This is a genomic window from Limosilactobacillus frumenti DSM 13145 (genome assembly GCF_001436045.1).
Classification (GTDB): domain Bacteria; phylum Bacillota; class Bacilli; order Lactobacillales; family Lactobacillaceae; genus Limosilactobacillus; species Limosilactobacillus frumenti.
Genome location: NZ_AZER01000014.1, coordinates 79,486 through 92,358, shown reverse-complemented (window position 1 = coordinate 92,358; position 12,873 = coordinate 79,486). Strand labels below are relative to the sequence as shown.

Annotated in this window: 12 protein-coding genes; 8 read left to right on the top strand and 4 right to left on the bottom strand. The window is 41.4% G+C overall.

What is annotated here, in order from left to right; all coding sequences use genetic code 11:
- Positions 1-77: 77 nt before the first annotated feature.
- Complete coding sequence (locus FD27_RS03610; RefSeq protein WP_191979138.1) at positions 78-1,685, bottom strand: Nramp family divalent metal transporter; 1,608 nt, start codon at positions 1,683-1,685, stop codon at positions 78-80.
- A 276-nt stretch (positions 1,686-1,961) separates the two neighbouring features.
- On the opposite strand from FD27_RS03610, the gene FD27_RS03605 reads away from it, so the two are divergent.
- From FD27_RS03605 to FD27_RS03580, 6 genes are all read left to right on the top strand, one after another.
- On the top strand, positions 1,962-2,975 hold the full coding sequence (locus FD27_RS03605; protein ID WP_057749658.1) for a zinc-dependent alcohol dehydrogenase family protein: 1,014 nt from the start codon (positions 1,962-1,964) through the stop codon (positions 2,973-2,975).
- Positions 2,976-3,104: 129 nt separating this feature from the next.
- Positions 3,105-3,620: a TetR/AcrR family transcriptional regulator gene (locus FD27_RS03600; RefSeq protein ID WP_057749655.1), complete on the top strand. Its 516-nt coding sequence runs from the start codon at positions 3,105-3,107 to the stop codon at positions 3,618-3,620.
- Positions 3,621-3,622: 2 nt separating this feature from the next.
- Positions 3,623-4,681 (top strand): ABC transporter permease, encoded by a 1,059-nt coding sequence (locus tag FD27_RS03595; protein ID WP_057749651.1) that lies wholly within the window; start codon positions 3,623-3,625, stop codon positions 4,679-4,681.
- Between the two features lie 13 nt (positions 4,682-4,694).
- Positions 4,695-5,369 (top strand): ABC transporter ATP-binding protein, encoded by a 675-nt coding sequence (locus FD27_RS03590; protein ID WP_057749648.1) that lies wholly within the window; start codon positions 4,695-4,697, stop codon positions 5,367-5,369.
- Positions 5,370-5,478: 109 nt separating this feature from the next.
- Positions 5,479-7,458: an ABC transporter ATP-binding protein/permease gene (locus tag FD27_RS03585; RefSeq protein WP_057749645.1), complete on the top strand. Its 1,980-nt coding sequence runs from the start codon at positions 5,479-5,481 to the stop codon at positions 7,456-7,458.
- Positions 7,459-7,614: 156 nt separating this feature from the next.
- Entirely contained in the window at positions 7,615-7,848 is a 234-nt protein-coding gene (locus tag FD27_RS03580; protein WP_057749642.1) for a hypothetical protein, read from the top strand.
- A gap of 156 nt (positions 7,849-8,004) precedes the next feature.
- Here FD27_RS03580 and FD27_RS03575 read toward each other — a convergent pair whose 3' ends face one another.
- Together FD27_RS03575 and FD27_RS03570 are read right to left on the bottom strand one after the other, a co-directional pair.
- A complete protein-coding gene (locus tag FD27_RS03575; protein WP_057750200.1) occupies positions 8,005-8,301 on the bottom strand; it encodes an ArsR/SmtB family transcription factor in 297 nt (98 codons plus the stop codon).
- Positions 8,302-8,445: 144 nt separating this feature from the next.
- Positions 8,446-10,437, bottom strand: a complete 1,992-nt coding sequence (locus FD27_RS03570) for a LysM peptidoglycan-binding domain-containing protein (RefSeq protein WP_413230741.1) — start codon at positions 10,435-10,437, stop codon at positions 8,446-8,448.
- A 376-nt stretch (positions 10,438-10,813) separates the two neighbouring features.
- Here FD27_RS03570 and FD27_RS03565 point away from each other — a divergent pair, with 376 nt between their 5' ends.
- Positions 10,814-11,749: a LacI family DNA-binding transcriptional regulator gene (locus FD27_RS03565; RefSeq protein ID WP_057749637.1), complete on the top strand. Its 936-nt coding sequence runs from the start codon at positions 10,814-10,816 to the stop codon at positions 11,747-11,749.
- 87 nt (positions 11,750-11,836) lie between these two features.
- Here the strand turns inward: FD27_RS03565 and FD27_RS03560 are convergent, their stop codons facing one another.
- Positions 11,837-12,028: an LBP_cg2779 family protein gene (locus FD27_RS03560; protein ID WP_057749634.1), complete on the bottom strand. Its 192-nt coding sequence runs from the start codon at positions 12,026-12,028 to the stop codon at positions 11,837-11,839.
- A gap of 221 nt (positions 12,029-12,249) precedes the next feature.
- Here FD27_RS03560 and FD27_RS03555 point away from each other — a divergent pair, with 221 nt between their 5' ends.
- Complete coding sequence (locus tag FD27_RS03555) at positions 12,250-12,870, top strand: LVIS_2131 family protein (protein WP_057749631.1); 621 nt, start codon at positions 12,250-12,252, stop codon at positions 12,868-12,870.
- The last annotated feature ends 3 nt before the right edge of the window (positions 12,871-12,873 follow it).

Here is a 12,873-nt window from a genome sequence, read left to right as displayed (position 1 = left end):
TGGTATTATTACCAGGCACTAGAAGCCTCTTGTATTTATTGATAATGATAGATGACTAAGACTAAGCCATTAAAGGATTAGTTTTGGCCTTCCTTCTTCATCTTTTCTTCTTCTTGTTCGAAGCCCTTACCTTCAGCAGCAAAGCGTTTATCACCACGGTACATTTCAATCCAAGTCCATGCTAAGAGAACCAGGATAACGACAATGGTGATGTAGGCGATAACATCTGAAGTAGTCTTGGACCAAACATCAAAACCTTCAAAGGTTGATGGCAAGTTGTACAGGTTCAAGAAGGTTAATAAGATAACTGAGAACCAACCGCAGAATTTAACCCATGCGCGGTTCTTGAATTCACCCATTTCCACTTCACTGTTGGTCATTAATAGCAATGGCAACATTGAGAACGGTAAGGCGAATGCTAAGAAGACCTGTGAGTTTTCCATTAACATGTTTAAAGCAGAGTGTTGTTGGATGGTTGTTTCACCAGAAGTCATAGCAACACAAGCTAGTACAGGGATAACAGAAATAATACGGGTAACCAGCCGCCGTGCCCAAAGAGGCATCTTCATGTGGACGAATCCTTCCATGATGACTTGACCGGTTAAAGTCCCAGTAATGGTTGAGTTTTGACCAGAAGCTAATAGGGCAATAGCAAATAATGTTGACAAGATACCAGATTTAGCAACGGCAATCAGAATAGGGTTAGACAACATTGAAGTATTGTTCAATGCGTCGTACAAACCGAAGAATGAACTATCCTTAACGGCACCGTACTTGAAGACAGCAACACCCATGATTAACAGCAAGGCGTTAACAACAAAGGCTAAGGACAACTGAATGTTAGAGTCCCAAGTAGTAAAGCGGACGGTTTGCCGAATACTGTCTAAATCATTGTGGTCGATTTCACGGGTTTGTGAAATTGCTGAGTGTAAGTATAGGTTGTGAGGCATAACGGTCGCACCAATAATCCCCAGGGATCCACTTAATGGAGTAATACCACCAATGTTAGGACTTTGAGCAATCGCCTTTGTAGATGGCAGTAAGCCAACAAAGGCAGCACTCCAGTTAGGATGTGACAATGCAACTTGGTATGTAAAGACAAACAGAATAACTAGAATCAAGCAAGCAACAATCGCTTCGATTTTCCGGAAACCAATCTTCGTTAATAATAGCAATACTAAAACATCTAGAACAGTAATGAAGACTGATGGGATCAAAGGAATATGGAACAGCAAGTTCAAGGCAATTGCGGCCCCAATAACTTCGGCGATATCGGTCGCCATGATGGCTAATTCAGTCATAATCCAAAGAATAACACCTAATGCTTTACCGGTCCGTGCCCGTGTTGCCTGAGCAAGGTCCATTTGACTCACAATTCCGAGTTTAGCTGCCATGTATTGAATAAGCATCGCAATCAAACTTGAAATCAAGATAGTAGTCATTAAGGTGTATTGGAAACTCTGTCCACCGGTAATTGAAGTTGCCCAGTTACCAGGATCCATGTATCCGACAGCGACTAATGCACCAGGTCCTGAATAAGCAAATAAAGTTCTCCAGAATCCTTTACCATGCGGAACTTTAACAGTACCGTTAATTTCTTCCAACGACTTGCCGTTAGCATATTCAATTAAATGATGCTTACGGTGTTGATTTTTTGTGTTATCCACGCCAAATCCACCTTTCATCTTAATTTTGTTACCTTTGCATGACAACAAAGGTTAACTTAATTGGATTACTTTGTTAGGCTAACATAAAAAATAAACTAGTTCAATGGTAAATTGCCCGATTGACGGCATTTCTCGATGCTAGAATGGCAATTATTTTACAAATTAAAACGTTTACAAAATTAATTTGAATAATTTTGATAAAAAGTTTTGGTAAATAATGATAAACGTTTGACATTTAGTAAATGACTTCGTTATACTGTGAGCAATTAAACAAATAAGTGAGGTTCATTATCCATGAAAGCTCTTGTATTAACAGGTATTAAGAAACTTGAAGTTAAGAATGTTGATGTTCCAGAAATCAAGCCGAATGAAGTGCTTGTCCACACCGCTTTTGCTGGTATTTGTGGGACTGATCACGCATTGTACGCTGGGCTGCCTGGTTCTGCCGATGCTGTTCCACCAATTGTTCTTGGTCATGAAAACTCAGGTGTTGTGGCTAAAGTTGGTTCTGAAGTTACAAACGTAAAAGTTGGTGATCGTGTTTCAGTTGACCCAAACATCTACTGTGGTGAATGTAAGTACTGTCGGACTTCTCGTCCAGAATTATGTGAACACTTAGATGCTGTTGGTGTTACTCGTGATGGTGGCTTTGAAGAATACTTTACTGCTCCTGCTAAGGTCGTTTATCCAATTCCTGATAGCTTATCACTTAAGGCTGCTGCGGTTACGGAACCACTGTCATGTGCTGTTCATGGGGTTGATCTTTTGGAACTACACCCATACCAAAAGGCATTAGTCATCGGTGACGGGTTCATGGGCCAGTTATTTGTCCAAACCTTATTATCCGAAGGGGTTGAAGAAGTTACGCTAAGTGGTTTATCTGACGACAAACTGAAGCTAAATCACGATCGCTTTGGTGCCAAAACTATCAACACTGCTAAGGGTGAAAAAATTCCAAATGATGCTTACGACATTGTTATTGAAGCAGTTGGTCGTCCAGAAACCCAGGAACAAGCAGTTGAAGCAGCTGCGCGCGGCGGTCAAGTATTAATGTTTGGTGTTGGTAACCCTGATAGCAAGTTCTCAATCAACAGTTACGAAGTCTTCCAAAAGCAACTGACCATTCAAGGAGCATTTATTAATCCTTATTGCTTCGAAGATGCGATTGCATTAATGGGCTCTGGTAAAGTTGACGTTTTACCACTGTTGTCTCACGAATTTGACTACCAAGATGTTGATGACTTTGTTAACGGACGGATCAAGGGTGTTTCAAAAGCCGTTGTGAAGGTTGCCGGCGAAAACGCTTAAGTTAACTGACTTTTAAGAGGCTGAGTTATGGCAGCCTCTTTTTTTGTTGTCTAGTTGACACGGTGTCACTTTAGCGGTATTCTATTTACACAGATTAAGGTGACACAGTGTCACTAAGGAGGAATAAAAATGCCATTGAAGACCTTTGATCATCTTCCAATAGAAAAAAAGACTCATATTCAACAAGCCTTGTTAACTGAATTTAGCAATCATAGTTTAGCGGATGCCCAAGTTGCTCGGATTGTGAAACAAGCACATATAGCACGAGGAGCATTTTACAAGTACTTCACCGACCTGACCGATGCCTACCGCTACATTTATCGCCAAGCCATGATGACCATTCACCAGCCCGTGACGGAGCAAGCTGGCTTACTAACCGCTGATGAATACCTAAATCAAGTTAAAACATTTATAACGTCAATTAATAATGGTCGTTATCGGGACCTGGTCCGGCTACATTTTCAAGCAAACGAAGGCCTCCTCACGCGGACAGCGGGACCACTGCCCCACAATGCTGATGAATGGGCGGTGATGACGCTGGTCCACGAGACAATCAGAGAGTGCCTGCTTAACCCAATGGATCAGGAACGCTCATTAAATTATTTAGCCCATGTGCTAAATCAATTACTACGAAAGGAGCAGTAATAATGTTTCTAGCATTAAAAGAAATCCAACACGAAAAATTACGGTATGGCCTGATTACCCTAATGTTCATCCTGATCAGCTACCTCATTATGATCTTAATGGGAATGATGTTAGGGTTAGCTCACGAAAATACCGCCGCCATTGATTCTTGGGGAACACAGACCGTTTTTCTAAGTAAAAATAGTAATGATAGTCTCAGTCAATCGCTCATCAGTCAGGAGAAACGGCCTAACTACCGTCCAGACCACATGGCAACAATTGGGGTTGCTCCAGCTGTTGCTAAGCAGGGAAAAGATAAGGAAAATGTTCAGTTTGTTGGTTTAAATCGTAATGAATTCATTTTCCGGGATAAACTGCAGTTGACTGCTGGTCGGAAGGCTCAAAACAATCGCGAAGTTGTTACTGACCAATCGCTTAAAAATAAGGGATTCAAAATCGGCGACCAGCTGCGACTGAACAGTCAGGGACCAAAACTTAAGATTGTCGGCTTTGTTAAAAATGCTCAGCTTAGCGTTGCCCCGGTGGTGTACGGCAGCTTGACAAGTTGGCGGCAACTCCGGAGTGTTCAGCCGAACATTGTCGGGTCAGCACTAATTTCTGACCAAGCAATGTCTACTGCTACAGCACCCAAATTGCAACACTATACCGTCAAGCAATTCGTTAATAAGTTGCCTGGATATAGTGCACAAAATACAACCTTTACATTTATGATTGGTTTTTTGATGATTATTTCCTTAGTAATCATTGCCGTTTTCCTATATATTTTGACGATTCAAAAACTGCCACACTTTGCGGTTTTGCGGGCTCAAGGAATTCCTGCTAAGAACCTGATCAGTTCAACGATCTACCAGTCACTATTACTTGTGGCTGTTGGGGCTGCTGGCGGTATCTTGTTGACATTACTAACCAAACAAGTATTACCAGAAGGCTTACCGATGGAGATTAACTGGCTAGCAATTGCCGGATTATCCCTAGCACTGCTAGTTTTAGGCATTATTGGTGCACTATTGCCAGTTCGCGTAATTGCTAAGATTGATCCAGTAGCCGCATTAAATCAATAAAGGAGGACTACCAATGGACGATGCAATGATCATTAAAGATGTTAATAAGTCGTATGGCCATGGTGTGGGCCGTGTTCATGTTCTAAAAGACGTCAGCTTTTCGGCTGCGTTGGGTGAATTAAACCTGGTACTCGGTCCTTCTGGATCTGGGAAAAGCACTTTTCTAACGATTGCTGGGGGCTTACAAACACCAGACACTGGCCAAGTAATTATTGATGGGCAAGATATCAATAAACTTAGTCATCAACAAAAGGAACACTTACGATTGGATAAGATTGGCTTTGTCTTGCAATCCTATAATCTTCTCCCGTATTTAACAGTTCAGGACCAATTCAAACTGGTTGACCGTGTTAAAAAGGCGGGGAACCTATCGGCAGGCCAATTAGATCAATTATTAGAGCAACTAGAAATTAAAAAGTTAGTAAACCAATATCCGTCCGAATTATCTGGTGGTCAAAACCAGCGGGTCGCTATTGCGCGAGCTTTGTATACCGATCCCCAAGTTGTATTGGCAGATGAGCCAACTGCCTCACTAGATAGTAACTTGGTGAAAGTTGTTGGTCAGCTATTCCAGGACCTAGCTAAGCAAAATAATAAAGCAGTCGTTGTTGTGACCCATGATCTGCGGTTAAAACAATTTGCTGACCGTATCTGGGACCTTAGTGATGGCAAACTAACCCAGGAATAATTTATTCCCCGGGAAATGATTTAATTTCTGTTAAGGAGACTCTCCTAATTATTAGCGAGGGGCTCCTTTTTGATATAATGAAAGTTATTAGGAAAAAAGGAGATCGCTAATGGCATTCCTCACATTAAAAAACATCAAAAAATCGTACTATGTTGATAAGGAAGCCTTCCCAGTACTGAAGGGAATTGACTTGTCGTTTGACCGCGGTGAGTTTGTTTCCATTTTGGGTGAATCTGGTGGTGGTAAATCAACGCTGATGAATATTATCGGGGGCCTTGATCGGCAGTTTGAAGGACAGGTAACCGTGGATGGTCAGGTGCTCGATCATTCTAAAGAACGACAATTAGACGATTACCGTCGTTCTACTGTCGGCTACATTTACCAGTCATATAACCTTATTTCTCATTTAACAGTTCTAGATAATGTTTTGGTGGCACTGGATATGACGACCCTTAGTCGCGAATCTCGTCGCCAACGGGCCTTGCAATTGCTTGATCAGGTTGGATTGAGCGATCAAGTTAATAAGCACCCTAATCATCTTTCTGGTGGCCAGAAACAGCGGGTCGCGATTGCACGGGCCCTGGCTTCAGATCCCCAGATGATTATTGCCGATGAGCCTACCGGGGCTTTAGACGCAGAAAATACCCAGGAAGTTTTATCTATTTTAGATGGCATTGCCCGCGATGGAAAGTTAGTCATTGCTGTTACGCACTCGCAAGAAGTTGCTAATCATGGGACACGAATTGTTCATTTAGCCGATGGCAAAATAGATGGGGATGTTAAACTAAAAGATCCTTATCCGTTGCCGCAAGATACAACAAATTTGCAAGCACGGCCGTTACCAGCTACTGCAGCTTACCGCACCTCTTTTAAACACTTAATGTATAACTTTTGGCGGAATTCTTTAATTATGTTAGGGACCGCGATTGGGATTTTTGCGGTGATTCTTTTTACTGGTTTAGGAAATGGGGTCAATGGGTATATCCAAGATCAAATTAATTCCATGGCCAATCCACGGGCAATTACGGTTTTTCGTAATCCGAGTGGTAAAAAGATGAGCCAAGAACAGCTCCAAGCCTCACTGCAAAATTTGTCCGCTGATCCAGAGTCGATGTTTATTAGCGATCATGATATTCAACGCTTGCGCAACTTATCTGATGTGGACCGGGTTGAGACGGGAGTAATGGTGCCAGGGTTCCGCTTATCATACCGAAATATGCAGCAAAGTGGCACGACAATGACCACTTGGAATCATTCCGTTACTACTAGTTCTATTAAACAGGGGCACCGGCCAGGTAATGGTGAAATTCTTTTAACTAAACAACAGGCCATTCAGCTGACTAGTGCTAAAAAATATAAATCAATTATCGGAAAAGTAGTTCATTTAAACTTTAACTGGATTGACAAGAATGGTAAGCCAGTCCAAATAAGCAGTGATGTTAAAGTCAGTGGGCTATCTGATGGTGCCAGTGCATCAACATCACTTAATCATGCGACAATGTTTAAATTACTTCGTGACAATGATGCTACTACAAGAGCGAATTATGTGGCCGTTTTCGCAAGTAATTTGAATAATGTTCAAACCGTTTCTAATAAGATTGATAACATGCGAGATAATAATAATCGTCGTATTTTAGGGACGGTTACGGTCGGGTCTGTATTGAAGACTCTCAATACTTACGTCCATCTTGCTTCGACGATCTTAGCGGCGATTGCTGGTATTTCATTACTAGTATCCGCCTTAATGATTATTGTTACTATGTACATGTCGGTATCTGAACGAACTAAGGAAATTGGTATTTTACGGGCGCTCGGGGAACGTAAGAAAGATATTCGGCGGTTATTTACATCTGAATCCATTTTAATTGGCTTTTTCTCAGCCATCCTGGCATTGGTTATTTCCTTTGTAGTCACTTTCAGTTTGAACCACGCCCTATATCATTTAATTAAGTATAATATTGTTCAAATTACAGCAGGAAATATTATTTTTGCATTTGTTATTGCGATCATTATTTCCTTTATTGCTGCCTTACTGCCGGCACGACGGGCTGCCAAGCTTAATCCGATTGACGCCTTAGCAGCAGATTAAATAATAATTAATCGGGCACAACTCTTCTTAGTTGTGTCCGATTTTATTTGTGCTAATAGGCAAACTCAATTGATTTGTTTAGTATTGTAGATTAACGATGCAAAATTGTTTTAGGTATACCAAAATTGAGTTATAATCATAATGGAGGTGTTGAAAGTGACAACTGTTTTTGTTAATGACAAGCAAGAAGACCAGACCATTCATTGTTCCGATGGCACTTCAGGGGTAATGATGGTCAAAGATAGTAGTGAAACACCAACATATGAATTTAAGTTCTATGCTCATACCCATCCAGGCTTTAGTCTTAATGCCGACGAATTCCATGATGGGGAAGAAGTCACATTGGATGATATTATGAGCAAGGATCAAGTTACGCTAAAGTTTGTTTAAATACATAATAATTAAAATTCAAAGGAAATACGCATACCTTGGAACCATAAATAGGCATCCAGTGTTCAACTATCTTAGACACTGGATGCCTATTTATATTTGTTGGCTACGTAAACATAAGGTCATTTATGATGTTGTGTTCACGAGCCCTAATTATTAACGGTGAACAATTTGTTCCGCATGGCTAATGACATCAGCAATTAATGTCATAACTTGCGAGTCTTCGAGGTGGTAGATAACTTCTTTCCCTTTACGTTTTTGTTGGACCAAGTTGAATTTCCGTAATAATTGTAACTGGTGTGAAACCCCCGATTGTTCCCATTGCATTCGGTTACTGATTTCACTAACTGTCATTGATTGTTGGATCAGTAGGTATAATAACTGCAGGCGTTTGGGATTACCTAATAGCTTAAACAGTTGACTGATTTTGTCCATATCTAGCTGATCGACCATTGGTGTTGTCACGAATGATCAAGCCCCCTCCCTAATCCTATGTTAATTATAGGACAAGAGAATGAAAATGATTGATAATTTATAAAATACGAAAAGACCGCTGATGGGTAAATCCCATCAACGGCCTATTTATTAGTAACTTGATTAGAGAACGATGCGTTGACCAACCATAATTTCATTAGGGTTACTAATGCCATTCTTTACAGCTAATGAACGCCAACTAAGTCCGTAGCGAGCAGCAATAGCAGATAATGTGTCCCCACTTTGGACGGTATATGCATTCCCGTAACTAGCATGATTAGTAGTGCGGTATGAATGGGTAGCTACACCATTCACATTTAATCGTTGACCAACCATAATCATGTTTGGATTAGAAATGTTGTTCAAGCGTGCCAGAGTTTCATAACTCATCCCATACCGTGCAGCAATGGTAGACAGTGTGTCCCCACTTTGGACAACGTATTGGCCACCATTGGAGCTGCTGGTAACTTGTCGACTAGCGTTATGAACTGTGACATGAGTAGTAGGACCAGCACTCAACCGGAGAACTTGACCAACCATGATCACGTTTGGATTAGAAATGTTGTTCAAGCGTGCTAAGGTTTCCCAACTCATTCCGTAACGAGCAGCAATAGCAGACAATGTATCACCGCTTTGAACAGTATAAGAACCAGCAGCCGAACTCGTGGAACTAGTAGTGTGGCTCGTTGCATTTGTGGTTGTGGAACTTGAACTACCACTTAAACGTAATGTTTGACCCACGTGAATTAAGTTCGGGTTAGCAATGTTATTCAGATGAGCTAATGTTTCATATGAAGTCCCGAACCGACTAGCGATGCCAGATAATGTGTCCCCACTTTGGACAGTGTAGGTACCACTAGCTTGAGTGTTGTTAGTTACAGGAGCACTTGGACGACTAGTACTTGCATTGGAACTAGCTTGACGAACAAGCAAGTGCTGACCGACGTAAATCCGGTTAACATTTTGAATGTCGTTCAAGTGAGCCAGCGTATTAACGTTTGTGCTGAAGCGGTTAGCGATACCGGACAAAGTATCCCCACTTTGGACGGTGTAGTAACCCGTTCCAGAGATGTTACCATTGTTCCCGTAAGATGATGACTGGCTGTAAGAGCTGTCGTTATTACCACCCTTGTTGGTAATAGTTTTACCAGAGAAGGCAACGGAGTCCAATTGGTTTAAACCGTAAGTCTGAACTAGCCGAATCAAAGCGTTAGCATAATTTGGATCGGTAGCGTAGCCATCAGCCCGTAACTTACGAGCGACAGAAGCGTAGTTAGTGTCACCCAGTAAGTTGTGGTAACGACTATTAACATAGAGAAAGTTACCGTGGTCTTCTACAGATTCGGAATTATTAGCATAAGCCCGGAATGCATCGTTGATGTAAACAGACCGCCCACCGTATACTTCACGAGTCCGCATCGTAACCGAACGACCATTGTACGAACCCTTGATACCAAATAAGTTATGGGCTTGTGTGGATAATGAGGACCTGCCCCAACCAGATTCAAGAATAGCTTGAGCAACGGTGATTGAAGGTAAAACCCCGTATTTGTTCCAACCGTTGATAGCACCAGGAGCAACACTTTCGATGAATTGCTGTGAATGAGCGTTGTTACTGAAGTGTAAAGAATTAAGGTTAACTTGTGGAGCAGCTGTCTTTTGGGCAGCAAATGCCGCGGTCGTAGTAGCAGTGGCCTTAGCAGTTGGCTTAACGACTAAGGTGTTTTGCTTGCTATCAGAAGTGACCTCAAGTTGGTGAGTAGCAGAACTAGCAGCAGACGTTGCAGAAGAAGCAACGTTAGCACTAGCGATCACCTGACTAGCTGCAGAAACCGCACTGGTAGAATCACTAGCAACGGCACTACTATTAACATTGGAATTGGCAGAAGAACTAGCAGTCGAAGAAGCAGCATTTGAAGACTGATTCTTATTGTTGTTTGCGCCAGATTGAGTCGTTTCTTCAGCGGGAGTTGTTGGGGTTTGTTCATCAGCATGAGCAACTACCCCAGTTGCACCGATTAATGAAACTGCAGTCAAACCAGCGAACATCCATTTCCGACCGCTCTTATACATCTTGTAATGAGTTTTTGAATCGGTGAATGATTGACGCATTATGTGAACTCCTTTGTAATGACTACTTATTAACCAACTTGCTAATCAATTAATAATTAAATGTTGAAGATTTAGCGAAAAAAGTTAAGAAGTGGTTAAGATTTTGAACTATGTAAAAAATATCATTTATCCCGTTAAAGGGCAAGCAATTTTAACATCTACTTTTTTGCAATAACAACCCTTTTAAAGCCAGTACACATACCGTTAGATCATAAAATGATCGTTAAACGTTTGTATTATCAATTGACAAGTAAAATCACGCAATGCCTTTTTCCTCAAAAGGTAACGGATAGTGGGATAAAACTTTCTTATTTGGAATGGATTATATTGAGATATAATGATAATTAATTATTTTGTCAAAGAAGTGGAGACATACTAAATGGTAGCAAAACTTAAGGACGTCGCGGACTTAGCTGGGGTATCAGTGACAACCGTCTCGCGCGTAATTAATAACTACGGTTCGCTCAGTGAAAAGACGATTAAAAAAGTTCACAATGCGATGGCCCAATTACACTATCAGCCGAACGCATTGGCACGAGCAATGCAGGGGAAACCATCACAATTTATTGGCTTGATTTTTCCCAACCTTACTAATCCTTTCTTTGCAGAATTGGTTAATGAGCTGGAGCACCAGTTATTCGCGAAGGGTTATAAGACCATCATTGCTTCTTCTGCTGAGAATCGTCAAATTGAGCATGAATATCTAAGCATGCTGTTTGCCAACCAGGTGGACGGAATTATATCGGGTTCGCATAACTTGGGAATTGAAGAATATCAACAACTTACGGCGCCTATCGTATCGTTTGACCGTTATCTATCTGATAATATTCCAATTGTGGCCGCTGACAGTTACCGCGGCGGCAAATTAGCGGCTCAGTTCATGCTGCACCAGCATGTGCAACGGTTGGCGGTGATTGTTGATGAAGATACCTCCGTGTCACCAACCTTGAATCGACTGCAAGGGGTCGTGGATTGCCTTAATCAGAGTGACGTTAACTTTACAACGGTCAGTCGTGAAGACATTTCGACGACCGATTTTCCGCGGCATTACGACGGTGTGATTGCCTCTAATGATGTCCAGGCGCTACAAATTGTGCATCAATATCAGGAAGCCCACCTGAAAATGAATCATGATTTCTTTGTCACTGGTTACGATGGGTCACAATTAATTCAGCAAATTGCCCCAGATTTACCAACAGTTGTTCAACCAATTCATGCCTTGGCTGACCAGCTTATTAAGACCCTATTAAAACGGATTAACGATCGATCGGCGAAGGTTGAGTCAGTGACCCTACCAATAAAATTTAAAAAATAATAGTCAGTCGGTGATTTCATCAGACTGACTATCTATCAAATATAGTAAAACGGGGATGGTATTTACCATCCCCGTTTATAGCTATAGCTACTTATTGCTGCTCTTCATGAAGCGTTCAATTAATTCCGCCTCATCATCATTTGGTTCACTGTTACCTGCCTTAATGTCGTGAATACGTTCAACAGAAAGGTGACTACCAAATGCAACTTGGTTATCGGTCATGTCGTTGTCACGTTCGAATTTAATCAATTCTTGGGCAATTTCACTCAAATTATCCATGGAATAAATGTCCCCCTTGGTGTAATTAACACCGGTTCTCTTTAAGTACATTGTAAATCAATCTATAATTTAATGCCAAAATTAGTTTAACATAAATTTGTTAGATATCAGAAAATATACTCTGGATAAAATAATCTAAGAATTAATAATGAGAGCGGACAAGCGCCCTTATTTGTGTGATAATCTAAGTAAGATATTTTGTGAAATGGAGACGGAAGAGTATGAGTTGGAATTGGCTTGGTTGGTTGTTATGGAGTTTAGCGATTGCCTTCTTGTGGTTTGTAATTCATTACATTCGGGTTCAGCAATTAATGCTAATCGCGAAAACCAAAAAGCGGTTTGATGGGAAACTATTTACCCGCTATGTTGTTTTAGTGGTGGTTGCCGTACTGTGGCTCGGTGGTTTAATTACTATGCACTTCATGCAGCCAGTTGATTACAATGACCACCAACAAGTCTGGGTCAGCACAAAGTACCAGACATTGACCCTCCACAATTCAGGATCTAAATACTATTATGTTCAAGTCCGGCGGGCTACCTCAGGGAAACGGCCAGTGGTTTCTTATACTTACTGGACTAATAATGATAAGTACACAGTCAGTTCTCGTTATAGTTCGGTTTTTGAGGGGAGCCGATTGGTACCAGTGGACGCCACAAGCTTGCCGTGGAACCACCACCGCCTGGCTGAAATTGACCGGTCATCGGGCAATGCATATGCGGCAATAATGACGGCCCATTACCGGAATACCATTAAAAATGGGTTAGGTTTGCATGCAAACCATGTGGCAGCAACCTATACAGCAATTAAAGTTCCATCAACTAATATGATTGTTGAACGTTAAGTA